Annotated in this window: 36 protein-coding genes; 33 read left to right on the top strand and 3 right to left on the bottom strand. The window is 60.4% G+C overall.

Annotated features, from left to right (window positions below; translation table 11 throughout):
• The first annotated feature begins 85 nt into the window (after window positions 1–85).
• The 27 genes from rpsJ (at window position 86) to rplQ (ending at window position 14394) form a co-directional block, all read left to right on the top strand.
• Entirely contained in the window at window positions 86–394 is a 309-nt protein-coding gene (gene rpsJ, locus NA8A_RS21570; RefSeq protein ID WP_007009511.1) for a 30S ribosomal protein S10, read from the top strand.
• A gap of 83 nt (window positions 395–477) precedes the next feature.
• Window positions 478–1209, top strand: a complete 732-nt coding sequence (gene rplC, locus NA8A_RS21565) for a 50S ribosomal protein L3 (RefSeq protein ID WP_009452535.1) — start codon at window positions 478–480, stop codon at window positions 1207–1209.
• A complete protein-coding gene (rplD, locus tag NA8A_RS21560; protein ID WP_009452534.1) occupies window positions 1209–1829 on the top strand; it encodes a 50S ribosomal protein L4 in 621 nt (206 codons plus the stop codon). Before rplC ends, rplD begins: the two co-directional genes overlap by 1 nt.
• A complete protein-coding gene (locus tag NA8A_RS21555) occupies window positions 1826–2119 on the top strand; it encodes a 50S ribosomal protein L23 (protein ID WP_009452533.1) in 294 nt (97 codons plus the stop codon). Before rplD ends, NA8A_RS21555 begins: the two co-directional genes overlap by 4 nt.
• A 21-nt stretch (window positions 2120–2140) precedes the next feature.
• Window positions 2141–2977: a 50S ribosomal protein L2 gene (rplB, locus tag NA8A_RS21550; RefSeq protein ID WP_009452532.1), complete on the top strand. Its 837-nt coding sequence runs from the start codon at window positions 2141–2143 to the stop codon at window positions 2975–2977.
• A gap of 16 nt (window positions 2978–2993) precedes the next feature.
• Window positions 2994–3272: a 30S ribosomal protein S19 gene (gene rpsS / locus NA8A_RS21545; RefSeq protein WP_009452531.1), complete on the top strand. Its 279-nt coding sequence runs from the start codon at window positions 2994–2996 to the stop codon at window positions 3270–3272.
• Window positions 3273–3274: 2 nt separating this feature from the next.
• On the top strand, window positions 3275–3664 hold the full coding sequence (gene rplV, locus NA8A_RS21540) for a 50S ribosomal protein L22 (RefSeq protein WP_009452530.1): 390 nt from the start codon (window positions 3275–3277) through the stop codon (window positions 3662–3664).
• Window positions 3664–4374, top strand: a complete 711-nt coding sequence (gene rpsC / locus NA8A_RS21535; protein ID WP_009452529.1) for a 30S ribosomal protein S3 — start codon at window positions 3664–3666, stop codon at window positions 4372–4374. Before rplV ends, rpsC begins: the two co-directional genes overlap by 1 nt.
• 20 nt (window positions 4375–4394) lie before the next feature.
• The gene (gene rplP, locus NA8A_RS21530) at window positions 4395–4808 is read left to right on the top strand and encodes a 50S ribosomal protein L16 (protein ID WP_009452528.1); all 414 of its coding nucleotides are present in this window, start codon (window positions 4395–4397) and stop codon (window positions 4806–4808) included.
• A gap of 14 nt (window positions 4809–4822) precedes the next feature.
• A complete protein-coding gene (gene rpmC / locus NA8A_RS21525; protein WP_009452527.1) occupies window positions 4823–5023 on the top strand; it encodes a 50S ribosomal protein L29 in 201 nt (66 codons plus the stop codon).
• Between the two features lie 11 nt (window positions 5024–5034).
• Window positions 5035–5277 carry a 30S ribosomal protein S17 gene (gene rpsQ, locus NA8A_RS21520; RefSeq protein ID WP_009452526.1) on the top strand — a complete coding sequence of 81 codons (243 nt, stop codon included), beginning with the start codon at window positions 5035–5037 and terminating at the stop codon, window positions 5275–5277.
• A 64-nt stretch (window positions 5278–5341) separates the two neighbouring features.
• Window positions 5342–5710, top strand: coding sequence for a 50S ribosomal protein L14 (gene rplN, locus NA8A_RS21515; RefSeq protein ID WP_007009523.1), 369 nt, complete (start codon window positions 5342–5344; stop codon window positions 5708–5710).
• 12 nt (window positions 5711–5722) lie between these two features.
• Window positions 5723–6037: a 50S ribosomal protein L24 gene (rplX, locus tag NA8A_RS21510; RefSeq protein ID WP_009452525.1), complete on the top strand. Its 315-nt coding sequence runs from the start codon at window positions 5723–5725 to the stop codon at window positions 6035–6037.
• Window positions 6030–6587, top strand: coding sequence for a 50S ribosomal protein L5 (rplE, locus tag NA8A_RS21505; protein WP_009452524.1), 558 nt, complete (start codon window positions 6030–6032; stop codon window positions 6585–6587). The genes rplX and rplE overlap by 8 nt, the downstream gene beginning before the upstream one ends.
• 27 nt (window positions 6588–6614) lie before the next feature.
• Window positions 6615–6920, top strand: a complete 306-nt coding sequence (gene rpsN / locus NA8A_RS21500) for a 30S ribosomal protein S14 (RefSeq protein ID WP_009452523.1) — start codon at window positions 6615–6617, stop codon at window positions 6918–6920.
• A gap of 12 nt (window positions 6921–6932) precedes the next feature.
• Window positions 6933–7331 (top strand): 30S ribosomal protein S8, encoded by a 399-nt coding sequence (gene rpsH / locus NA8A_RS21495; protein ID WP_009452522.1) that lies wholly within the window; start codon window positions 6933–6935, stop codon window positions 7329–7331.
• 37 nt (window positions 7332–7368) lie between these two features.
• A complete protein-coding gene (gene rplF, locus NA8A_RS21490; RefSeq protein WP_009452521.1) occupies window positions 7369–7902 on the top strand; it encodes a 50S ribosomal protein L6 in 534 nt (177 codons plus the stop codon).
• An 11-nt stretch (window positions 7903–7913) separates the two neighbouring features.
• A complete protein-coding gene (rplR, locus tag NA8A_RS21485) occupies window positions 7914–8273 on the top strand; it encodes a 50S ribosomal protein L18 (RefSeq protein WP_009452520.1) in 360 nt (119 codons plus the stop codon).
• Window positions 8274–8345: 72 nt separating this feature from the next.
• A complete protein-coding gene (gene rpsE, locus NA8A_RS21480) occupies window positions 8346–8903 on the top strand; it encodes a 30S ribosomal protein S5 (RefSeq protein ID WP_009452519.1) in 558 nt (185 codons plus the stop codon).
• 70 nt (window positions 8904–8973) lie between these two features.
• Window positions 8974–9174, top strand: a complete 201-nt coding sequence (gene rpmD / locus NA8A_RS21475; protein WP_009452518.1) for a 50S ribosomal protein L30 — start codon at window positions 8974–8976, stop codon at window positions 9172–9174.
• Between the two features lie 20 nt (window positions 9175–9194).
• Complete coding sequence (gene rplO / locus NA8A_RS21470) at window positions 9195–9671, top strand: 50S ribosomal protein L15 (RefSeq protein WP_009452517.1); 477 nt, start codon at window positions 9195–9197, stop codon at window positions 9669–9671.
• 133 nt (window positions 9672–9804) lie between these two features.
• Entirely contained in the window at window positions 9805–11145 is a 1341-nt protein-coding gene (gene secY / locus NA8A_RS21465; RefSeq protein ID WP_009452516.1) for a preprotein translocase subunit SecY, read from the top strand.
• The gene (locus tag NA8A_RS21460; RefSeq protein WP_009452515.1) at window positions 11142–11729 is read left to right on the top strand and encodes an adenylate kinase; all 588 of its coding nucleotides are present in this window, start codon (window positions 11142–11144) and stop codon (window positions 11727–11729) included. Before secY ends, NA8A_RS21460 begins: the two co-directional genes overlap by 4 nt.
• 199 nt (window positions 11730–11928) lie before the next feature.
• On the top strand, window positions 11929–12297 hold the full coding sequence (gene rpsM / locus NA8A_RS21455) for a 30S ribosomal protein S13 (RefSeq protein WP_009452514.1): 369 nt from the start codon (window positions 11929–11931) through the stop codon (window positions 12295–12297).
• A gap of 113 nt (window positions 12298–12410) precedes the next feature.
• Window positions 12411–12800 carry a 30S ribosomal protein S11 gene (gene rpsK, locus NA8A_RS21450; RefSeq protein ID WP_009452513.1) on the top strand — a complete coding sequence of 130 codons (390 nt, stop codon included), beginning with the start codon at window positions 12411–12413 and terminating at the stop codon, window positions 12798–12800.
• Window positions 12801–12898: 98 nt separating this feature from the next.
• A complete protein-coding gene (locus NA8A_RS21445) occupies window positions 12899–13909 on the top strand; it encodes a DNA-directed RNA polymerase subunit alpha (RefSeq protein ID WP_009452512.1) in 1011 nt (336 codons plus the stop codon).
• 53 nt (window positions 13910–13962) lie between these two features.
• The gene (gene rplQ / locus NA8A_RS21440) at window positions 13963–14394 is read left to right on the top strand and encodes a 50S ribosomal protein L17 (RefSeq protein ID WP_009452511.1); all 432 of its coding nucleotides are present in this window, start codon (window positions 13963–13965) and stop codon (window positions 14392–14394) included.
• Window positions 14395–14455: 61 nt separating this feature from the next.
• Here rplQ and NA8A_RS21435 read toward each other — a convergent pair whose 3' ends face one another.
• Window positions 14456–14806, bottom strand: coding sequence for a DMT family protein (locus NA8A_RS21435; protein WP_009452510.1), 351 nt, complete (start codon window positions 14804–14806; stop codon window positions 14456–14458).
• Window positions 14807–15082: 276 nt separating this feature from the next.
• Here NA8A_RS21435 and NA8A_RS21430 point away from each other — a divergent pair, with 276 nt between their 5' ends.
• The 6 genes from NA8A_RS21430 to NA8A_RS21405 all read left to right on the top strand — a co-directional run bounded on the left by NA8A_RS21430 (window position 15083) and on the right by NA8A_RS21405 (window position 21264).
• A complete protein-coding gene (locus NA8A_RS21430; protein WP_009452509.1) occupies window positions 15083–16576 on the top strand; it encodes a DegQ family serine endoprotease in 1494 nt (497 codons plus the stop codon).
• Between the two features lie 196 nt (window positions 16577–16772).
• Window positions 16773–18089 (top strand): replication-associated recombination protein A, encoded by a 1317-nt coding sequence (locus NA8A_RS21425; RefSeq protein ID WP_009452508.1) that lies wholly within the window; start codon window positions 16773–16775, stop codon window positions 18087–18089.
• 43 nt (window positions 18090–18132) lie between these two features.
• A complete protein-coding gene (gene crcB, locus NA8A_RS24955; RefSeq protein ID WP_009452507.1) occupies window positions 18133–18510 on the top strand; it encodes a fluoride efflux transporter CrcB in 378 nt (125 codons plus the stop codon).
• A gap of 21 nt (window positions 18511–18531) precedes the next feature.
• On the top strand, window positions 18532–19518 hold the full coding sequence (locus NA8A_RS21415; RefSeq protein WP_009452506.1) for an RluA family pseudouridine synthase: 987 nt from the start codon (window positions 18532–18534) through the stop codon (window positions 19516–19518).
• Window positions 19515–20438 carry a DMT family transporter gene (locus NA8A_RS21410; protein ID WP_009452505.1) on the top strand — a complete coding sequence of 308 codons (924 nt, stop codon included), beginning with the start codon at window positions 19515–19517 and terminating at the stop codon, window positions 20436–20438. Before NA8A_RS21415 ends, NA8A_RS21410 begins: the two co-directional genes overlap by 4 nt.
• 31 nt (window positions 20439–20469) lie before the next feature.
• A complete protein-coding gene (locus NA8A_RS21405) occupies window positions 20470–21264 on the top strand; it encodes an ATP12 family chaperone protein (RefSeq protein ID WP_009452504.1) in 795 nt (264 codons plus the stop codon).
• Window positions 21265–21464: 200 nt separating this feature from the next.
• Here the strand turns inward: NA8A_RS21405 and NA8A_RS21400 are convergent, their stop codons facing one another.
• Together NA8A_RS21400 and NA8A_RS21395 are read right to left on the bottom strand one after the other, a co-directional pair.
• Entirely contained in the window at window positions 21465–21824 is a 360-nt protein-coding gene (locus NA8A_RS21400; protein ID WP_009452503.1) for a YggT family protein, read from the bottom strand.
• Window positions 21825–21887: 63 nt separating this feature from the next.
• Window positions 21888–23699, bottom strand: a complete 1812-nt coding sequence (locus NA8A_RS21395) for a sodium:solute symporter family protein (RefSeq protein WP_009452502.1) — start codon at window positions 23697–23699, stop codon at window positions 21888–21890.
• Between the last annotated feature and the right edge of the window lie 12 nt (window positions 23700–23711).

Genomic DNA, 23711 nt, shown 5'->3' with positions numbered 1-23711 from the left:
TCGTCGCCGCCATCACTGAGTAAGAACGGTAACCTTCCAGCGCGGCGCGGGTGACCGCGCCGCCGCGGGAACAAGGAATTGACACATGAACGGACAGAATATCCGTATCCGCCTCAAGGCGTTTGATCATCGCGTGCTCGACGCCTCGACGCGGGAAATCGTGTCTACGGCAAAACGTACGGGCGCCAATGTGCGCGGCCCTGTGCCGCTGCCGACGCGCATCGAGAAGTTTACCGTGAACCGCTCGCCGCACATCGACAAGAAGAGCCGTGAGCAGTTCGAGATGCGTACCCATAAGCGTCTTCTCGACATCGTCGATCCGACGCCGCAAACGGTCGATGCTCTTATGAAGCTCGACCTTGCCGCTGGTGTCGACGTCGAGATCAAGCTGTAGGGCAAGATTAAAGGTCCGGAACCCCCGCTGAAGACGCTTTAGGGCGCAACAGGCGAAGGGAACCTCGAAAGGAAATCGAACCGATGCGTTCAGGTGTTATCGCACAAAAAGTCGGTATGACACGCGTCTACAACGAAGCGGGCGAACATGTGCCCGTGACGGTTCTGCGCATGGAGAACTGTCAGGTTGTCGCTCAGCGTACCGAAGAAAAGAACGGCTACACGGCGGTTCAGCTCGGCGTCGGGCTTGCCAAGGTGAAGAACACGTCGAAGGCGCTTCGCGGCCACTATGCCGTCGCCTCCGTGGAGCCCAAGGCCAAGCTTGCCGAGTTCCGCGTGTCCCCCGACAACCTTCTGGATGTCGGCGCAGAGATCACGGCCGAGCATTTCGTTCCCGGCCAGAAGGTCGATGTGACGGGCACCTCGATCGGTAAGGGCTTCCAGGGTGTCATGAAGCGCCACAACTTCGGTGGTGGCCGCGCGACCCATGGTAACTCGGTTTCGCACCGTTCGCATGGTTCGACCGGTCAGCGTCAGGACCCGGGCAAAGTGTTCAAGGGCAAGAAGATGGCCGGCCACATGGGCGATCATCGTGTCACGACGCAGAACCTTGAGATCGTCTCCACCGATGTTGAGCGTGGTCTGATCCTGGTCCGCGGTGCGGTTCCCGGTTCCAAGGGCGCCTGGATCATGGTGCGCGACGCCGTCAAGGCTCCGCTGCCGCAGGACGTTCCGATGCCGGCTGCGCTGCGCGCCAACGGCAAGGCGGACGCGGCGAAAGTTGAAGAAGCTGCCGCCAGCGAGGGGGCTGAATAATGGATCTCAAGGTAACCACCCTCGCAGGCGCTGACGCCGGCAAGCTGAAGCTTTCGGACGAAATCTTCGGTCTGGACCCGCGCGAGGATATCCTGCACCGCGTGGTGCGCTGGCAGCTTGCTAAGAAGCAGGCCGGCACGCACAAGACCAAGGGTCGCGCGGAAATCGCCCGTACCGGCGCCAAGATGTATAAGCAGAAGGGCACCGGTCGCGCTCGCCATTCGTCGGCACGCGTTCCGCAGTTCCGCGGCGGTGGCAAGGCTCACGGCCCGGTCGTGCGCAGCCACGCTCACGATCTTCCCAAGAAGGTCCGTGCGCTCGGCCTGAAGCATGCGCTCTCCGCCAAGGCGAAGGCATCCAACCTGATCATCGTCGACGATCTGGCGGTGAGTGAGGCCAAGACGAAGATTCTCATCGAGAACTTCGCCAAGCTCGGCCTGAACAACGCACTTTTGATCGGTGGCGCCGAAATCGACGCCGGTTTCAAGCGCGCTGCTCAAAACATCGCCAACATTGACGTTCTGCCGGTGCAGGGCATCAATGTGTACGACATTCTGCGCCGCGGCACGCTGGTCCTTTCCAAGGCCGCCGTCGAGGCCCTCGAGGAGCGTTTCAAATGACGGATCTTCGCCACTATGACGTGATCGTCAGCCCGGCGATCACCGAGAAATCGACCATGGCGTCGGAAGCGAACCAGGTGGTCTTCAATGTGGACCGCAAGGCGACGAAGCCGGAAATCAAGGCTGCTGTCGAAGCGCTCTTCGGTGTGAAGGTTGCAGGCGTCAACACGCTGGTTCGCAAGGGCAAGGTTAAGCGCTTCCGCGGAACGGTTGGCCGTCAGAGCGACGTCAAGAAAGCGATTGTCACGCTGGCCGAAGGTCATTCGATCGACATCGCGACTGGCCTGTGATCGGGCGGCGAGGGAAAGACAATGGCACTGAAGAAGTATAAACCGGTAACCCCTGGCCAGCGTCAGCTGGTCATCGTCGACCGCTCCGCCCTTCACAAGGGCAAGCCCGTGAAGGGCCTGACGGAAGGTCTGACGGGCAAGGGCGGCCGCAACAACACGGGCCGCATCACGGCTCGTTTCCAGGGCGGCGGTCACAAGCGCACTTATCGTCTGGTCGATTTCAAGCGTCGCAAGTTCGACGTTTCGGCCACCGTTGAGCGCCTTGAATACGATCCGAACCGTACGGCGTTCATCGCATTGGTGCGTTATGAGGACGGTGAGCTGTCCTACATTCTCGCCCCGCAGCGTCTTGCCGCCGGCGACAAGGTCATTTCGAGCACCAACGGTGCCGACGTGAAGCCCGGCAACGCGATGCCGCTTTCCACGATGCCGGTCGGTACGATCGTTCACAACGTGGAACTGAAGCCGGGGAAGGGCGGTCAGATCGCCCGTTCGGCTGGCGCCTATGCCCAGCTCGTCGGCCGCGATCAGGGCATGGCGATCCTGCGTCTCAACTCCGGTGAGCAGCGTCTGGTCTCCGGCCAGTGCTTTGCCACGGTCGGCGCCGTCTCCAATCCGGACCACGGCAATGTGAGCCTGGGTAAGGCCGGTCGTAAGCGTTGGATGGGCAAGCGCCCGCACAACCGCGGCGTTGTCATGAACCCGGTCGATCACCCGCACGGTGGTGGTGAAGGTCGCACGTCCGGCGGTCGTCATCCGGTTTCGCCCTGGGGTAAGCCCACCAAGGGCATGAAGACCCGGTCCAACAAGGCGACCGACAAATTTATCATGCGCTCGCGCCATCAGCGCAAGAGCTAAGGAAAGGTAGCGGCAAGTGTCCCGTTCAGTCTGGAAAGGCCCCTTCGTCGACGGCTATCTCCTGAAGAAGGCCGAGAAGGTGCGCGATAGCGGCCGTAACGAGGTTATCAAGATGTGGAGCCGCCGCTCCACCATCCTGCCCCAGTTCGTGGGTTTGACCTTCGGTGTTTACAACGGCCAGAAGCATATTCCCGTTTCCGTCTCCGAGGAGATGGTCGGTCACAAGTTTGGTGAGTTCGCTCCGACCCGCACCTATTACGGCCACGGCGCGGACAAGAAGGCAAAGAGGAAATAACGATGGGCAAGGCCAAAGCGCCGCGCAGGCTCGCTGACAATGAGGCCCGTGCCGTTCTGCGCACGATCCGTGTCAGCCCGCAGAAGCTGAACCTCGTTGCCGCGATGATCCGCGGCAAGAAGGTGGCGACCGCGCTCGCCGATCTGGAATTCTCGCGCAAGCGCATCGCTTCGACCGTCAAGAAGACGCTCGAATCCGCGATCGCCAACGCGGAGAACAATCATGACCTCGACGTGGATGCGCTGGTCGTGGCCGAAGCCCATGTCGGTAAGTCGATTGTGATGAAGCGCTTCCATGCGCGTGGTCGTGGTCGCGCCAGCCGCATCGAGAAGCCGTTCTCGCATCTGACGATCGTCGTGCGTGAAGTGGAAGAGAAAGTGGAGGCCGCCTGATGGGCCAGAAAATCAATCCGATCGGTCTGCGTCTCGGCATCAACCGCACCTGGGATTCTCGCTGGTATGCGAACACGGGTGAGTATGGCGACCTGCTGCACGAGGATCTGAAGATCCGCGACTATATCGAGAAGGAGCTGAAGCAGGCTGCCATCTCGAAGGTGGTGATCGAGCGCCCGCACAAGAAGTGCCGCGTCACGATCCATGCTGCTCGTCCGGGCCTGATCATCGGCAAGAAGGGCGCCGACATTGAAAAGCTGCGCCGCAAGGTTTCGGCGATGACCAATGCGGAAACGCATCTGAACATCGTTGAAGTGCGCAAGCCGGAAGTCGATGCGACGCTGATCGCGCAGTCGATTGCCCAGCAGCTCGAGCGCCGCGTTGCATTCCGCCGCGCCATGAAGCGCGCCGTGCAGTCCGCCATGCGCCTCGGTGCAGAGGGCATCCGTATCAACTGCTCGGGCCGTCTTGGCGGCGCTGAAATCGCTCGCATGGAGTGGTACCGCGAAGGCCGCGTTCCGCTGCACACGCTGCGCGCTGATGTGGATTACGGCACTGCCGAGGCGAAGACCGCCTACGGTATCTGCGGCGTCAAGGTCTGGGTGTTCAAGGGCGAGATCCTCGAGCATGACCCGATGGCCTCCGAGCGTCGCGCGATCGAAGGCGACCAGGGCGCTCCGAGCGGCAACCGCCGCCGCGAGAACGCTTGAGGAATTTGGAGTAGATAAAGATGCTGCAACCGAAGCGCACAAAGTTCCGCAAGCAGTTCAAGGGCCGTATTCACGGTGCCGCGAAGGGTGGCACGGAGCTCAATTTCGGCGCCTATGGCCTGAAGGCTCTCGAGCCGGAGCGCGTCACCGCGCGTCAGATCGAGGCCGCCCGCCGTGCCATCACGCGTCAGATGAAGCGTCAGGGCCGCGTGTGGATCCGCATTTTCCCGGATCTGCCGGTGACCTCGAAGCCGACCGAAGTTCGTATGGGTAAGGGCAAGGGCTCCGTCGATTACTGGGCCTGCCGCGTGAAGCCGGGCCGCGTGATGTTCGAGATCGACGGTGTTGCGATCGACGTTGCCCGCGAGGCCCTTCGTCTTGGCGCTGCCAAGCTCCCGATCAAGACGCGCTTCGTGCAGCGTATTGCAGAGTAGGAAAGGCGGACGCGATGAAGGCCGTTGATGTCAGGGCGATGACGCCGGACCAGCTCAACGACGAGCTGGCGAAACTGAAGAAAGAGCAGTTCAACCTCCGCTTCCAGAAAGCGACCGGGCAGCTCGAAAAAACCGCGCGCGTGAAAGAAATCCGTAGGGATATTGCGCGCATCAAGACAATCGCGGCCGAGAAGACGGCCGGCAGCAAGGCCTGAGGACAGCGAATATGCCAAAGCGCGTTTTGCAGGGCACCGTGGTGAGCGACAAGAACGACAAGACCGTTGTCGTCCGCGTCGAGCGTCGCTTCACCCATCCGATGATGAAAAAAGTCGTGCGCATGTCCAAAAAGTACAAGGCGCATGATGAAGCGAATGCGTGCAAGGTCGGCGACGTGGTCACCATTGAGGAGACCCGCCCGATTTCGAAGGACAAAAACTGGGTTGTCGTTACCGGCGCCCAGGCCGAATAAAGTTTGAAATTGCCGGAAAGCGGAGTATCTGAACCGCTTTCCACTGAAGAGAAGGCGGCCAGTCATGATTCAGATGCAAACAAACCTCGACGTGGCGGATAATTCCGGCGCCCGTCGTGTCATGTGCATCAAGGTGCTTGGCGGTTCGAAGCGGAAGTATGCCTCCGTGGGCGACATCATTGTCGTCTCCGTGAAGGAGGCCATTCCGCGCGGCCGCGTGAAGAAGGGCGACGTGATGAAGGCGGTTGTTGTGCGCACGGCGAAGGATATTCGCCGCGCCGACGGCAGCGTCATCCGTTTCGACAAGAACGCAGCCGTTCTGGTCGACAACAAGAAAGAGCCCGTCGGCACGCGTATTTTCGGACCGGTTCCGCGCGAATTGCGCGCCAAGAACCATATGAAGATCATTTCGCTCGCGCCGGAAGTGCTCTAGGAGGCCGGGGATATGCAGAAGATTAAAAAAGGCGACACGGTCGTCATTCTGGCCGGCAAGGACAAGGGCCGTACCGGCGAAGTGGTGAAGGTCATGCCGAAGGACGACAAGGCTGTCGTTCGCGGTATCAACCTGGTGCGTCGTCACCAGAAGCAGTCCGCCCAGTCCGAGGGCGGGATCATCACCAAGGAAGCGCCGATTCACCTGTCGAATCTGGCCGTGGCCGATCCCAAGGATGGCAAGCCGACCCGCGTTGGCTTCAAGGTCCAGGAAGACGGCAAGAAGGTGCGCGTGGCGAAGCGCTCTGGAGAATTGATCGATGGCTAATGCTCAGTACCAGCCGCGCTGGAAGAAGAAATACGAGGAGGCGATCCGCAAGGAGCTCCTCGAGACGTTCAAGTATGAGAACGAGATGCAGGTTCCGCGCCTGGAGAAGATCGTGCTCAACATGGGTGTCGGCGAAGCCACCGGCGATTCCAAGAAGCCTGCCATCGCAGCCGAGGATCTTGCCCGCATCGCCGGTCAGAAGCCCGTCATCACCCGTGCCACGAAGTCGATCGCCGGCTTCAAGGTGCGCGAAGGCATGCCGCTCGGCGCCAAGGTGACGCTGCGCAAGGATCGCATGTACGAGTTCCTGGATCGTCTCGTGACCGTCGCTCTTCCGCGCGTCCGCGACTTCCGCGGCCTCAATCCGAAGAGCTTCGATGGCCGTGGCAACTTCGCCATGGGCCTCAAGGAGCACATCGTGTTCCCCGAGATCAACTACGATCAGGTCGATCAGATCTGGGGAATGGACATCATCGTCTGCACGACCGCCAAGACCGACGACGAAGCACGGGCCTTGCTTAAGGCCTTTAACTTCCCGTTCCGGCAGTAACGGCAGGCGAGAAGAAGGACAACGTAAATGGCAAAAGTCAGCGCAGTCGAAAAGAACAACCGTCGGCGCAAGATGGTCAAGAGCTATGCCGCAAAGCGCGCCGCTCTCAAGGCCATCATCATGGACCAGTCTAAGCCGATTGAAGAGCGTTTCCAGGCACAGCTCAAGCTTGCTGCCCTGCCGCGCAACTCGTCGAAGACGCGTATCCGCAATCGCTGCGATGTCACGGGCCGCCCGCGCGCCTACTATCGCAAGCTGAAGATGTCGCGCGTTGCACTGCGCGAACTTGGCAACAATGGCCTTATCCCGGGCCTGGTCAAGTCGAGCTGGTAAGAGGTAGAGACTATGTCCGTGAATGATCCTCTCGGCGATATGCTGACCCGTATCCGCAACGCCATCGGCCGCAACAAGACCAAGGTCTCGACGCCGGCTTCGCGCCTTCGCGTGCGCGTTCTCGATGTGCTGAAGGCGGAAGGCTATATCCGCGATTACAGCCAGGTCGACTACGATAACGGCAAGTCCGAGATCGAAATCGAGCTGAAATACGGCGAAGGCGGTTCTGTGATCCGCGAGATCGCCCGCGTTTCCAAGCCCGGCCGCCGGGTCTATGTGTCCGTGAAGTCCATCCCGCAGGTCGCCAACGGTCTCGGGATCGCCATCCTTTCGACGCCCAAGGGCGTGATGGCCGATCACGAAGCGCGCGAAAAGAATGTGGGCGGCGAGCTTCTCTGCCAGATCTTCTGATCAGGTAGAGAGCGAAGCAAAGAACGAGGACAGAGAAATGTCTCGCATTGGCAAAAAGCCGGTCCCGGTGCCTCAGGGCGTTACGGCGCAAGTCGAGGGCCAGACCGTTACGGCCAAGGGGCCGAAGGGCGAACTGAAATTCGTCGTCAACGACGAGGTTCTGGTGAAGCTCGAGGACGGTGCCGTTTCCGTCGATCCGCGCGATCAGTCGAAGGATGCGCGCTCCAAATGGGGCATGTCGCGCACCCAGATCTCCAACATCCTTCACGGCGTGAAGGATGGTTTCGAGAAGAAGCTGGAGATCAACGGCGTCGGCTATCGTGCTGCTATGCAGGGAAAAAACCTGCAGCTTTCGCTTGGCTACAGCCACGAAGTGATTTACGAGACCCCGCAGGGAATCACGATCACCGTGCCGAAGCCGACCGAAATCGTTATCAGCGGCATCGACAAGCAGGTGGTCGGACAGGTCGCCGCCGAAATCCGCAAGAAGCGTGGCCCCGAGCCTTACAAGGGCAAGGGCGTCAAGTATGCGGATGAGACGATCGTCCGCAAAGAAGGCAAGAAGAAGTAGGAACGCAACTCATGGTCTCGAAAGTCTCCGTCAAGCGGCGCGCGGGACGTGTTCGCCGGAAGCTCAAGGCGGTCTCCAATGGCCAGCCGCGTCTTTCGGTTTACCGTTCCTCGAAGAACATTTACGTCCAGGTCATCGACGACGCCAAGGGCTGCACGCTCGCCGCAGCGTCCACCTTGGACAAGGATCTTCGCACCGATCTGAAGACCGGTGCCGATACTGCAGCAGCTGCTGCGGTCGGCAAGCTGGTCGCAGAACGCGCAAAGAAGGCAGGGGTATCGGAAGTGGTCTTCGACCGCGGCCCGTATCTCTTCCACGGCCGCGTCAAGGCGCTGGCCGATGCTGCCCGAGAGGGTGGCCTGAAGTTCTGATCCATTCGGGCGCATCAGGCGCCCGAATGAATTTTAACCCCGTGCTTCCGGAAAAGAACAAGGAAAAGGACAATGGCACAAGGACGTAGGGACGATCGCCGCGAGCGCGAAGAGCGCGATAGCGAATTCGTTGACAAGCTTGTTCATATCAATCGCGTTGCCAAGGTGGTGAAGGGCGGCCGTCGTTTCGGCTTTGCAGCTCTCGTCGTCGTCGGCGACCAGAAGGGCCGCGTTGGTTTTGGCCACGGCAAGGCGCGCGAAGTGCCGGAAGCCATCCGCAAGGCGACTGAGAGCGCCAAGCGCGACATGGTTTTCGTGCCGCTGCGCGACGGTCGTACGCTGCACCATGACGTGAACGGTCGCCACGGCGCCGGTCGCGTTCTGCTGCGCGCCGCCAAGCCCGGTACCGGCATCATCGCCGGTGGTCCCATGCGCGCCGTCTTCGAAACGCTCGGCATGCAGGACGTCGTTGCAAAGTCGCTCGGTTCTTCCAACCCGTACAACATGGTGCGTGCGACCTTCGACGCTCTCAAGCATCAGATGCACCCGAAGGACGTTGCTGCCCAGCGAGGCATTAAGTACTCGACGCTGCAGGCGCGCCGCGGCGCCACTGCTGGCTCCGAGGAATAGGGTTGACCGGCTGATCGGCCCGCTTTCGTGAGCGGGTTTTGATCGCCGACGTTTGCAAGGATTGATGAAGATGGCAGAGAAGAAGAAGGGCAAGACGCTCACCGTTGAGCAGATCGGTAGCCCCATTCGCCGCCCGGCCTACCAGCGTCAGACGCTGATCGGCCTTGGTTTGAACAAGATGCACCGCCGTTCCACGCTGGAGGATACTCCCTCCGTGCGCGGCATGATCGCTTCCGTGCAGCATCTCGTCCGTATCGTGGACGAGGCCTGAGGAACCGAGGAGATTTGATTATGAAGCTCAACGAACTCAGGGAAAACGAAGGCGCCACCAAATCGCGTAAGCGCGTTGGTCGTGGCATCGGCTCGGGCTCCGGCAAGACCGGCGGCCGCGGTGTGAAGGGTCAGAAGTCGCGTTCCGGCGTGGCGATCAAGGGCTACGAAGGCGGCCAGATGCCGCTTTACCGTCGCCTGCCCAAGCGCGGTTTTACCAACCTGTTCGGTTCCGATTACAACGAGGTATCTCTCGCCCGCCTTCAGCAGGCGATCGATGCCAAGAAGCTCGACGACAAGGCTACGATCGACGTCGACGCCCTGGTCAAGGCTGGCGTCCTGCGCCGCGCCAAGGATGGCGTGCGCGTGCTTGGCGATGGTGAGTTGAAGTCCAAGGTCTCGATCGAGGTTGCAGGCGCTTCCAAGTCGGCCGTCGAGAAAATCGAGAAGGCCGGCGGCTCCATCAAGCTGCTCGTTGCCCCCAAGGCAGCAGAATAATTTGATAGACAAGCGGCGGGCGCAGGTCCGCCGCTTGCATCCTTGCCCACCGCATCCTATTTCGGATGTTCGGCAACATGCGCCCGAATCGTGCGATGACGCAGGCGGCGCGTGACGGAGCGGAGAATTCTTCATGGCATCTGCAGCGGAACAGCTTGCGTCCAACCTCAATTTCGCCGCGTTCGCGAAAGCGGAGGATCTTAAGAAACGCATCTGGTTCACGCTCGGTGCGCTTCTGGTCTACCGTCTCGGGACCTATATTCCCATGCCGGGCATCAATCCCGATGCCTTCGCGCAGGCCTTCCAGCAGCAGTCTGGGGGCGTGCTCGGCATGTTCAATATGTTCGCCGGCGGTGCCGTCGGGCGTATGGCGATCTTCGCCCTGGGCATCATGCCCTATATTTCCGCCTCCATTATCATGCAGCTCATGACTTCGGTGGTTCCTTCGCTGGAACAGCTGAAGAAGGAAGGCGAGCAGGGCCGCAAGATCATCAATCAGTATACCCGTTACGGAACGGTCATCCTCGCGACTGTTCAGGCTTACGGCATTGCCGTCGGTCTGGAGGGCGGCGCGAATATCGTTGCCGATCCGGGCTGGTTCTTCCGCATTTCAGCTGTCATCACGCTTGTTGGCGGTACGATGTTCCTGATGTGGCTCGGCGAGCAGATCACCGCCCGCGGCATTGGCAACGGCATTTCACTGATCATCTTCTCGGGCATTGTCGCAGGTCTTCCGAGCGCAATCGGCGGTACGCTGGAGTTGGGCCGTACCGGCGCGCTGTCCACTGGACTGATCCTCGCGATCATCGTGCTCGTTATCGCGGTGATCGGCGCCATCGTCTTCTTCGAGCGCGCTCAGCGCCGGCTTCTGATCCAGTATCCGAAGCGCCAGGTCGGAAACCGGATGTTCCAGGGCGATACCTCGCACCTGCCGTTGAAGCTCAACACCGCGGGCGTCATTCCTCCGATCTTCGCTTCGTCATTGCTGTTGCTTCCGGCCACCGTTGCTGGCTTTTCCGACACGACGCAGCTTCCGGGCTGGGCATCGGCGGTGCTGGCGTCGCTCGGTCACGGCCAGCCGCTGTTCATGGCGCTTTATGCTTCGCTGATCATCTTCTTCGCCTTTTTCTACACGGCCATTGTCTTCAATCCGAAGGACACGGCCGACCAGCTGAAGAAGCATTCCGGGTTCATTCCGGGCTATCGTCCGGGCGAGCGTACGGCTGAATATATCGATTACGTTCTGACCCGCATTACGGTGATCGGCGCAATCTATCTGGTTTTGATCTGTCTTCTGCCGGAGTTCCTGATTTCGGCGACGGGTGTTCCGTTCTACCTCGGGGGCACATCGCTGCTCATCGTCGTCAGCGTTACGCTCGACACGGTCGCGCAGATCCAGGGCCATCTGATCGCCCATCAGTATGAGGGGCTGATCAAGAAATCCAAGCTGCGTGGGGGAAAGAGAGGACGATGAGGCTTATACTTCTTGGACCGCCGGGAGCGGGGAAGGGCACTCAGGCCCAGCGGTTGGTCGAGAAGCACGGCATCCCGCAACTATCGACGGGAGATATGCTGCGCGCCGCGGTTAGCGCGGGTACGGATGTTGGCAAGCGCGCCAAGGCTGTCATGGACGCCGGTGAGCTGGTCTCTGATGAGATCGTCAACGCCATCGTCGCCGAACGCATCGATCAGGCCGACTGCGCTGCAGGTTTCATTCTCGACGGTTACCCGCGCACGCTCGCGCAGGCTGATGCCGTAAGTGCCATGCTTGAGGAGCGCGGGCTGAAGCTTGACGCCACCATCGAGCTGGTTGTTGATGACGCCGCTCTTGTGGGCCGCATTGTCAAGCGGGCGGAGGATGCAATTGCCGCAGGGCAAACACCGCGCAAGGATGACAATCCCGAGGTGTTCGAGGAGCGTCTGCGTGAATATTACAAGAAGACCGCCGCGTTGATCGGATATTATCATGCCAAGGACCTGCTGCGGCGGGTCGATGGAATGATGACCATTGATCAGGTAACGGCGGAGATCGAAGCTATTCTCGCAAGCATCAAGTGAGCCGAAATTCGGATATCACGGTTGACTGGGAAGCGGATTTCGACTATGGCGAGCCGTTCTCCTGATCGAACGATTTGTTGGTCGGGCCGGTTGGCTCGGCCACGTTGTTTGTAGGAACGCGAATATCCCGCAAGGGCCGGCCTCCACCGGACGCGGGCAAACGAAACGCCGGAATATCCGGCAGCACATGGAGAAGAAGATGGCCCGTATAGCTGGCGTCAACATTCCGACCAACAAGCGCGTTGTGATTGCGCTTCAGTACATTCACGGCATTGGCCCGAAGCTGGCCGGTGATATCGTGAAGAAGGTCAACATTCCGCTCGAGCGTCGCGTTAGCGAACTGACCGATGCCGAGGTTCTGGCCATCCGCGAGACCATCGACCGCGATATGATCGTCGAGGGCGATCTGCGCCGCGAAGTGTCTATGAACATCAAGCGCCTGATGGACCTGGGTTGCTATCGCGGCCTGCGTCATCGCCGTTCGCTCCCGGTTCGCGGTCAGCGCACGCATACCAATGCGCGCACCCGCAAGGGGCCGGCCAAGGCAATTGCCGGCAAGAAGAAGTAATTGAGCGGTTCGAACGACGGGCGGTGAACTGGGTTTGCCGCTCGCTTTTCGTTTCGCTTGCAGGTGTAGCCGCTGGTGTTACGGCGGTGTAGAGATCGACTGAAAGGAAAGACATGGCCAAGGAAGCCACACGTGTTCGCCGCCGCGAACGCAAAAACATTTCGTCGGGTGTTGCTCACGTCAGCTCGACCTTCAACAACACGATGATCACCATTACCGACGCGCAGGGCAATGCGATTGCCTGGTCGTCCGCCGGCGCACAGGGGTTCAAGGGTTCGCGTAAGTCGACCCCGTTTGCTGCCCAGGTTGCTGCCGAGGATTGCGCCCGCAAGGCTCAGGAACATGGCATGCGCACCCTCGAGGTCGAGGTGTCGGGCCCTGGTTCGGGCCGTGAATCGGCTCTCCGCGCGCTGCAGGCTGCAGGGTTCACGATCACGTCCATTCGCGATGTGACGCCGATCCCGCACAATGGCTGCCGCCCGCGCAAGAAGCGCCGCGTCTAAAGACGCGTTTTGTGCCGCATGAGCCTGATGCGCTCCTCTGCGGTTTCCAGATCGCCCGCCACGATTGGATGGTGGCGGGGTAACGGAAGGAACCCGGAATGATCCAGAAAAACTGGCAAGAGCTTATCAAGCCGAACAAGGTGGAATTCTCCTCCAAGGGCCGCACGGTCACCACGCTTGTGGCCGAGCCGTTGGAGCGTGGCTTCGGCCTGACCCTCGGCAACGCGCTGCGCCGCGTGCTTCTGTCTTCGCTGCGCGGTGCTGCCGTGACGGCGGTACAGATCGACGGCGTGCTGCATGAGTTCTCCTCCATCCCCGGCGTGCGTGAGGATGTGACGGACATCGTCCTGAACATCAAGGAAATCGCGCTGCGCATGGAAGGCGATGGTCCCAAGCGCATGGTTGTGCGCAAGCAGGGCCCCGGTGCCGTGACTGCAGGCGACATTCAGACCGTCGGCGATGTTGAGGTTCTCAACCCCGACCATGTGCTTTGCACGCTGGACGACGGCGCTGAAATCCGCATGGAGTTCACGGTCGACAACGGCAAGGGCTATGTTCCTGCCGACCGCAACCGCGCAGAGGATGCGCCGATCGGACTCATCCCGGTCGACAGCCTCTACTCGCCGGTCAAGAAGGTCTCTTACAAGGTCGAAAACACCCGCGAGGGCCAGGTTCTCGACTACGACAAGCTGACCATGACCATCGAGACCAATGGCTCGGTGACGGGTGAAGATGCCGTGGCGTTCGCCGCCCGCATTCTGCAGGACCAGCTTGCACTGTTCGTCAACTTCGAGGAACCGCAGAAGGAACAGCCCACCGAGCAGGTGGCAGAGCTTGCCTTCAACCCGGCGCTTCTGAAGAAGGTGGACGAGCTCGAACTGTCGGTTCGCTCCGCCAACTGCCTGAAGAACGACAACATCGTCTATATCGGTGACCTGATCCAGAAGACGGAAGCCGAGATGCTGCGCACGCCGAATTTCGGTCGCAAGTCGCTCAACGAAATCAAGGAAGTGCTGGCCTCGATGGGGCTCCACCTCGGCATGGAAGTCGAGGATTGGCCGCCGGAAAACATCGAAGAACTGGCCAAGCGTTACGAAGACCAATACTAGGCCCGCAATCGTTTCGCCGAACGCGCGAACGACGGGAATGAAGGAGAAAGGCAATGCGTCACGGAAAATCCGGCCGCAAGCTGAACAGGACCGCAAGCCATCGCAAGGCGCTCTTTGCCAACATGGCTGCCTCGCTGATCGAGCATGAGCAGATCGTTACCACGCTTCCGAAGGCAAAGGAGCTTCGCCCCATCGTGGAGAAGCTTGTTACCCTTGGAAAGCGCGGCGACCTGCACGCCCGCCGTCAGGCGATCGCTGCAATCCGCAACGAGACCCTCGTGAAGCGTCTGTTCGACACACTTGCGCCCCGCTATGCGGAACGTAATGGCGGCTACACCCGCATCATGAAGGCGGGCTTCCGCCACGGTGACAATGCACCACTCGCCGTGATCGAGTTCGTCGATCGCGACGTTTCCGCCAAGGGTGCTGCCGACCGCGCACGCCTTGAGGCAGAAGGTGGCAATGAGGAAGCGGAAGCCGCATAATCGGCTTTCCTTTCCTTTCGATTTCAAAGGGGCCTTATGGCCCCTTTTTGCTTTCCGGGCTTTATCCCAGCGGGCCGCGAAAAATGAAGAAGGCACCGAGGCCGATCAGCGCAAAGCCCACCGCGTGATTGATGGTGAAGCTTTCTCCGAGATAGAGCACGGAGAAAAGGGCAAAGACGCAGAGCGTTATGACTTCCTGCATCGTTTTGAGTTCCGCGGCGCTGTAGACGGCGTGACCATACCGGTTGGCCGGTACGGCAAAACAATATTCGACGAACGCGATGATCCAGCTGACAAGGATGACAGCGACAAGCGGCTTGTTGGGAAATTTGAGATGACCGTACCAGGCAAATGTCATGAAGACGTTCGACACGGTCAGGAGCAGGATCGGGGATAGATGCGCAAGCGTCATGGCCGGAAGTCCGCAAGCCCACGAAAGGGCGCTCTCGGAAAGGAGCACTCATTTGGAATGGCCGACCCGGTATAGGCGGGTGGAGGTGGCTCGCGCCAGCCGAATCTGTGTCGGTCTCTTAAGCCTTTTATTACACGCAATTGCGTGGGAAAAGAGACCGCCTTATCTGTCGAAGACGCTGCGGTCGCTCGGTGCGCTGGCCCCCGTCGCAGCGGCAAGTACATATGTTGGAGCCATTTGCCCGCCCTATGGGTGAACAGCTCAAGAGGATGCGCCATGAACAAGTCTCTCCGCCTGTTTTCCCTGTTGCTCGTTCTTGTCCTGTCCATCGCCTGGCTGGTGCCAGCAGGGGCGCAGGACGGGGCGGGCGGCAGTCTGACCGATGCTCTTTCCAAGCTCCTGCGCGGTACGGACGCGTCCGGAGCGCAGGGGAACGGGCGGGGCGCCGAGCGGCGGGTTCCCTTCGGTCAGTCGGAAATACAGCTGTCCTTCGCTCCGCTTGTGCGCGAAACCTCGCCCGCCGTCGTCAATGTTTATGCGTCTTCCACGGTTCAGGTCCGTTCTCCCTTCATGGGGGACCCGTTCTTCGAACGCTTTTTCGGGCGGCAGCAAATGCCCCCGCGTGTCCGTTCCTCGCTCGGATCGGGCGTTCTGGTGGATCCGAGCGGTGTCATCGTGACGAACAACCACGTCATCAGCGGCGCTGACGAAGTGAAGGTCGCTCTGGCGGATGGCCGCGAATTCGAGAGCGAAATCCTGCTGAAGGACGAGGAGCTCGACCTGGCGGTCCTTAAGATCAAGGGCGATGAAGCGTTTCCCGCCGTACGGCTTGGGGATTCCGACATGCTGGAGGTCGGCGATCTCGTGCTCGCCATCGGTAACCCCTTTGGCGTGGGGCAGACCACCACCAGTGGCATTGTGTCGGCCTTGGCCCGCAGCCATATAGGCGTTTCCGATTTCGGTTTCTTCATCCAGACAGATGCCGCGATCAATCCGGGCAATTCCGGTGGCGCACTGATCGACATGAAGGGCCAGGTGATCGGCATCAACACCGCTATTGTGAGCCGTAGCGGTGGTTCCATCGGCATCGGCTTTGCCATTCCTGCCAATATGGTGCGTGCGGTGGTCGATGCCGCTCAGAGTGGTGCAAAGTCTTTCGAGCGTCCTTATTTCGGTGCCTCCTTCGACCCGGTGACCGCACAGATCGCGGAGGCGCTGGGCATGCCACGCCCGGTCGGCGCTCTGGTGCGCGAAGTGGCGCCTGACAGTCCGGCCGAACGCGCCGGCCTGAAACCGGGTGACGTCGTCACCGCCATGGACGGAGCCGATATCCAGCATCCCGATGCACTCGAATATCGCCTGGTGACCCATCCGGTTGATGAGGAGGGCACGGTTCGTATCTTGCGCGACGGCAAGAGCGAGGACATGACGTTCAAGCTGGAACGGCTCTCAGCGGGCGAAAATGCAGAACCTGTGCTGCTTGAAGGGCGCAGCCCCTTCGCCGGTGCTTCCATTGCCGATCTCGGTCCCCGGCTCGCCCAGCGCCTCAAATTGCCGCTCGCCAAGAAGGGCGTCGTCATCCTGGACGTCGACCGCCGTTCGCCTGCGGCCAGCATCGGTCTCCGGCGTGGCGATATTCTGCGCGAAATCAACGGCCTTGAAATCGATAGTGCCGACATGATGGAACAGGTGGCGCAAGAAGACAGCCGTCGCTGGTATTTTTCGGTTGAGCGCGACGGTCGGATATTGAAACAAAGCCTGAGATTCTAGAGCATCTTGTAGTCAGGCGGTTTCACCTGATGCCCGCATAAATGCGGAAAACGAGAGATGGAGTGGGGCAGCGTTTCGATGAAACGACGAACCATTCCGGAGCATTCAGGCACCGCGTGGTGGCACCTGATGTCTGAATGAATGTGGAATGCGTGTAAGCGCCTCCGGTCCATCGGGAGGGGCGACTGAGCGGGATATGAGCGATCTTTTTTCAGCAAATCATGAGGGCAATGACCTGGTCAGCCGGCCTTTGGCCGACCGGCTGCGGCCACGTCAACTGGCGGATGTTGTCGGTCAGGAACATCTGACCGGCGCCGACGGCGCGCTTACCCGCATGATCGACAGCCGCTCGCTCGGTTCCCTTGTTTTCTGGGGCCCACCGGGGACTGGAAAAACTACCGTGGCCCGTCTTCTGGCCGGCGAGACCGATCTGGCCTTCGAGCAGATTTCGGCGATCTTTTCTGGCGTTGCGGAACTGAAGAAGGTCTTCGAGACCGCGCGCATGCGCCGTTCGCAGGGGCGGCAGACACTGTTGTTCGTCGATGAGATTCATCGATTCAACCGTTCCCAGCAGGATTCCTTCCTGCCGGTCATGGAAGACGGTACAGTCATTCTGGTGGGCGCGACGACGGAGAACCCGTCATTCGAGCTCAATGCTGCGCTCTTGTCGCGGGCGCGCGTCCTGGTGTTTCACGCGCATACGCCTGAAAGCATCGCGCGCCTTCTGGAACGCGCCGAGGCTATGGAGGAAAAGCCGCTTCCGCTCGACGGTGAAGCGCGTGCGGTTCTCGTGCGCATGGCAGATGGCGACGGTCGCGCTGCCTTGACGCTGGCCGAGGAGGTCTGGCGTGCCGCCCGGCAGGGCGAGGTGTTTGATGCGGAAGGGTTGCAGCGCGTGGCCCAGCGCAGGGCGCCGATCTATGACAAGGGTCAGGACGGCCATTACAATCTGATCTCGGCGCTGCATAAATCCGTGCGCGGTTCGGATCCGGACGCCGCCCTTTATTATCTCGCGCGTATGTTCGACGCTGGGGAAGACCCGCTCTATCTCGGTCGCAGGCTGGTGCGCATGGCAGTGGAAGACATCGGTCTGGCCGATCCGCAGGCTCTCGGCATCGCCAACGCCGCCAAGGACGCCTATGAATATCTCGGTTCGCCGGAGGGCGAACTGGCGCTGGCCCAAGCCTGCGTCTACCTGGCCACGGCGCCGAAATCCAATGCTGTCTACACCGCGTTCAAACAGGCCATGTCGGCGGCCAAGGAAAATGGGTCGCTTTTGCCGCCGAAGCATATTCTGAACGCGCCGACAAAACTCATGAAGGAAACGGGCTACGGCGCCGGCTATGCCTATGACCATGACGCGCCGGATGCCTTTTCGGGCCAGAATTATTTTCCCGAAGAGATGGGGCGTCGTCGTTTCTACGATCCGCCCGAGCGGGGATTCGAGCGCGAAATACGCAAACGGCTCGAATATTGGGCACGGTTGCGCCGTGAACGGGGAGAGGGCGCATGAGGGGCCCGGTTGCTTTTTGCGCGGCTTCTGCCAAAAGGGCCGCATGAACCATTTTCTGATCGTGGCTGCCGGTGGGGCGATGGGTGCAGGCTTGCGTCATCTGACGGGGCTTGCCGCCCTGCGCCTTCTGGGAACATCGTTTCCCTGGGGAACGCTCACGGTCAATCTCGTCGGTTCCTTCGTGATGGGCGTTTTCATCGAGTGGCTGGCGCGGCGCTTCGGCACCTCGCCGGAGCTGCGTCTTTTCGTGGCGACGGGGCTCTTGGGAGGTTTCACCACCTTCTCCGCCTTTTCGCTCGATGCCGCTTTTTTATGGGAACGTGGCCAGGGCGCATTGGCGGTCGGCTACGTTCTCGTCAGTGTCTGCGGCGCTATCGCCGCGCTTTTCGCCGGGCTTTGGCTGGTCCGGCATTTTGCCTGAATGGGCTTGGAGCGAATTCAGATGTCGGGTGTGCAACAGGTCGAGATCGGCAAGGATGAGGGGGGCATGCGCCTTGACCGCTGGTTCAAGGTTCATTTCCCTGGCCTTGGTTTCGGCCATCTGCAGAAATTGCTGCGGTCAGGACAAGTGCGCGTCGATGGTGGCCGTGCCAAGGCGGATACGCGCGTACAGGCAGGTCAGATGGTGCGCATTCCCCCGCTCGAGGTCGACCGCAAGGGCAATGAAAACCTCACGGCCCACAGCCTGCGCAGCACTGGCGACGGTGAGGCCCTGTCGCAGATGCTCATTTATGAGGACCCGAAGGTCTATGTGTTCAATAAGCCGGCCGGTCTCGCGGTTCAGGGTGGTTCCGGGGTCAACCGTCATGTGGACGGCATGCTCGAAGCCTGGCGCAACAAGAAAGGCGAGAAACCGCGCCTTGTGCATCGCATCGACCGGGACACGTCAGGCGTGCTCGTGGTTGCCCGCACACGCCAGGCTGCTGTGAAGCTTACCGAAGCTTTTCGCGCGCGCGACACGAAGAAGACCTATTGGGCACTGGTTAAGGGCGTGCCGAAGAAGCCTGAAGGACGCATTTCCACCTGGCTGGTCAAGGAACAGACCCCGGATGGCGACAGGATGCGGGTTGCAAAGCATGGTGAACCCGATTCCGACCATGCGGTTTCGAACTATCGCCTGATCGAACAGGCGGCGACGAATCTTTCCTGGCTCGAAATGGAGCCCTATACCGGGCGGACCCATCAGTTGCGTGTCCACGCAGCCCATATTGGATGCCCGATCATCGGTGACCCCAAATATTTCGAAGCGGACCAGAACTGGGAGTTTCCCGGCGGCCTGCAAAAGCGACTGCATTTGCACGCGCGGCGGATCGTTATTCCACATCCCGACGGCGGCAGGATCGATGTCACCGCGCCGTTGCCCCCGCATATGCGGCAGAGCTGGAATCTGCTCGGCTTCGATGAAGCCTCAGCCGAGGATGCGCAATGACCGCTGCCACGCCGTCCCTGATCGACAGGCGGGACAGCATCGATGCGTTTGCTGCCCTGATGATGCTGGGCCTGAGCTTTTCCTGGGGGCTGAACCAGGTCGCCATCAAGATCACGAATATGGGCTTCAATCCCATGTTCGTGATGTTTCTGCGTTCTCTCGTCGCCACCGTACTTGTTTACCTGTGGTGCCGTTATCGCCGCATAAGCCTGTTCGAGCGCGACGGTACTCTGGTGCCCGGTCTTCTTGCCGGCGCGTTGTTCGGGCTTGAATTCCTCTGCATTTTCTTCGGACTTGACTACACCTCCGCCGCGCGCGGCGCCTTGATGCTCAACACGATGCCTTTCTGGGTTCTGGTCGGCGGGCACTTTTTTCTTGGCGAACGGATGTCCGCGATCAAGTTTGCGGGATTGCTGATGGCCTTCATCGGCGTGGCCGTTGTGTTTTCCGATGGATTGAGCCTGCCCGAGCCGAATGCGCTGATCGGCGATCTTCTGTGTCTCCTGGGCGGGCTTCTCTGGGCATTGACGATCATTGTCATCAAACAGTCGAAACTCACGGATGTGAGCGCCGAAAAGACACTGATGTATCAGCTCGCTGTGTCCACTGTGCTGCCGATCCCCTTTATTCCGCTCGCCGGACCGCTTTTCAGGGATGTGACAGGCCTGGCGATCGGAGCTTTCCTGTTCCATGCATTCTTTGTCGTCAGCTTCACCTATGTGTTGTGGTTCTGGCTGATGCGCCGCTATCCGGCTTCAGGCCTGTCCAGCTTCACCTTTCTGGTGCCGGTTTTCGGTGTCATGTGCGGCGGGTTGGTGCTTGGAGAGCCGCTGACGATGAAGCTGTTATTCGCACTTTCGCTGATCGCTGTGGGCCTGATCGTCGTCAATCGTCCGCGCAGGCGAAACATCCCTGCTTAAATCACCACAATAAACGGCCTATAGTAAAACCATGCGCGATCTTCTGAACGACCTCGAAGACGGAAAGACACCGGCCGAACAGGACCCGGTGCGTCGTGCCCAAAGCACGATGAAGCGGGCTTTGCCCAAGAGGTTCTACAAGGACGTCTCCGTAGGTGAAGAGGAGGAGGGGGCCTTCAGCATTCTTCTGGACGGGCGCGCCGTGCGCACGCCGGGCGCAACCAGGGTGCTCCTGCCAAGTCGGGCAGCGGCCGAACTCGTCGCATCGGAATATGCTGCGCAGGGCCAAGAGATCGATCCCGCTCAGATGCCGGTCACCCGCCTCGTCAATACCGCGATCGATGGCGTGGCCATCCACACGCAGCCGGTGGTCGAGGATGTCCTGCGTTATGCGACCAGCGATCTCCTTTGCTATCGCGCACCTTCACCGGAGCGTCTGGTGGCCATGCAGGCCGAGGCATGGGATCCGGTTCTGGACTGGATTCAAAGTGTTACGGGCGCTCAGTTCATCCTTGCTGAGGGCATTGTGCATGTGGAACAATCTCGCATCGCAATCGCCGCGATCAGCACCTATCTGCGTCAGCGGACGGATCCGTTCCGGCTGGCGGCAATCCACGTCATGACCTCGCTCACCGGTTCTCTTCTGCTCGCGCTTGCGGTCGAAGGGAAAATGCTCTCGGCGCAGGAAGCATGGCAAGCAGCTCATGTGGACGAGGATTGGAACATTGCCCAATGGGGAGAGGACGGTGAAGCAAAGCTTCGCCGCGCCTCGCGCGAGCGAGACATGATGGCGTCGGCAAGCCTGCTGTCAGCTCTGGAAGACTGAAACCGCAGCTCAGATCAGGCGATCCGTGCTCCGCCGAGCCGCCTGACATTCTTATAATTGAAGGCGCCGGGCGCTTCGACCGTCCACTGTGTACGCGATGGTGCCGGAAGTCGGGCTTTCCGCGCACCGGTGCTGGGCTGGAACGAGCTTTGCTCCGCTGGCCTTCCATCGGTGGGGCATCTGACGGAACAGGATGCCTCTTATTTGCTGCCGAAAGCCTGATAAAGCATTGCCGCGATCTCGCTTTCCAGCGGGAAAGACAGCATGCCCATGACCGAATAGCCGAGCAGCCACGGCATGAGATAAAAGCGGATCATGAAGAAGAACCACGCCACGTAGATCGGAATGAGCGGCTCGAGGAGAAAGCCGGGCGTGATGGGCTTGAAAAGCCTGAGGATAGGGTTGGTGGCGCGCACGAAGAAGCGCATGAAGAAGAAGCTCGAATCCTCCGGCAGGAAGATTCCCATGGCCGCCCGGGCGATGAGCGTCCACATGATGACGCCCAGAAAATAGTCCAGCGCGATGACCCAGATCGGAAACGCCGCAATCGTCCCCTGCATGTTTTGCTCCTCCCGACATGATCGGGGGCGGGTAAACCCGCCCCCGATCTTACTTTAGCCGGATCAATGTTTGGCTGAAAGGATCGGCGGGCCCGCAGGAACGCGGGTTTCGTCGACCATGCGCTGAATTTCTTCATCCGGAGCTGGCGTCATGAGCGTGACGACCACCATCGCGATCAGGCTGGCGGCCATGCCGACAATGCCGAACCGCAGATGATCGATGCCGAACCATGGAGTGCCGCCTGTATAGACATAGTAGAGATACAGGCAGCCCGCGCCAAAGCCGGCGACCATACCTGCAACGGCGCCTTCGCGGTTTGCACGCTTCCACCACACGCCAAGGGCGAGCGGGAAGAAGAGGCCGGAACAGGCGAAGCAGAACGCCCAGGCCACAGCTCCGAGGATACCTGTGAGCTGAAGAGAGGCGATCAAAGCGCCGAGCGCACCGATGCCGAGCAGCAGAACACGGGCAACCACAAGCCGGATGGCCGTGTCAGCCTTGGGATCGATCATCTTGTAGTAGAGATCGTGGCTGAGCGCGTTGGCGATGGCCAAAAGCAGGCCGTCGGCCGTAGACATGGCGGCAGCCATGCCGCCGGCAGCAACGAGGCCGGAGATCACATAGGGAAGCCCCGCGATTTCCGGAGTGGCGAGCACGACGATGTCGGGCCGCATGAAGAACTCGTTGAGCTGCAGGATGCCGTCGCCGTTCTGATCGGCAATGGCCAGGAAGCCGACATCCGACCAGTTCCTGATCCAGTCGAGCGACGCGACCTCGGCAAAAGGTTTGCCGATGATGGCCGTGGGCAGGCTGGGATCGAGAAGCTGGAGCTTTGTCAGCGTGGCAAGCGCCGGTGCCGTGAAATACAGCATGAAGATGAACAGCAGCGACCAGGCCACGGACTTGCGTGCGGAGCGCACGGAGGGCGTGGTGAAGTAGCGCATCAGGATATGCGGTAGCGAAGCCGTTCCTGCCATCATGCACAGGGCCAGCGTCACGAATTTCCACTCGGCATAGTCGCCGACCGGGCCCGTATGCGGGGTCGTGAGCACCGACAGGCCCTTGATCGCCTCAAGCGGCGGGTTCAGGCCATACATGGCTTCGAACTTCGTCATGCTGGACGCTGCCTCACCATAGGTGAAATGCGGAATGACGCCGAAGCCTTGCGCATTGGACATCCAGATCACCGGCACCAGATAAGCGACGATGAGCACGATATATTGCGCAACCTGCGTCCAGGTGACGGCGCGCATGCCGCCCAGCATCGAGCACAGCAGGATGCCCAGAAGCCCGAACCACACACCATAGTGATAGGGGATGTGCAGCGCGCGTGCGGCGATTGTTCCGGTCGCATCGATCTGCGCCGTCACATAGGTGAAGGATGCCACGACCAGAACGATGACCGCGCAGAGGCGGGCGAGATTGCCGCCGTAACGCGTACCGATGAAGTCGGGCACCGTATAACAGCCGAACTTGCGCAGATAAGGCGCCATCAGCGAGTTGACGAGCACATAGCCGCCGGTCCAGCCGACGATGAAGGCCATGTAGCCGTAACCGCCGAAATAGACGCCGCCGGCAAGCGCCACGAAGGAAGCGCCCGACATCCAGTCGGCCGCAGTGGCCATGCCGTTATAGACTGCCGGAACCTGTCGCCCGGCCACATAGTAGGCATCCACTTCCATCGTTCGCGACAGCCACCCGATGATGGCATAGATCGCGATTGTGAAGGCAACGAACAGGATGCCGATCGTGTCGGCACCGACCCCGAGCTGTTCGAGTATAGCCATCAGGATGATGAAGGCGAGGAAGCCGCCGGTGTAGATCGTGTATACCCGGCCGATATTGTCGATGAACCGTCCCTGCATCAAAGCCATGTCGGTCCCCTC

This window comes from Nitratireductor indicus C115, from assembly GCF_000300515.1.
Lineage (GTDB): Bacteria > Pseudomonadota > Alphaproteobacteria > Rhizobiales > Rhizobiaceae > Nitratireductor > Nitratireductor indicus.
Note: the sequence above shows the minus strand (reverse complement) of the source record. Positions and strands in the feature narration are given on the sequence as shown.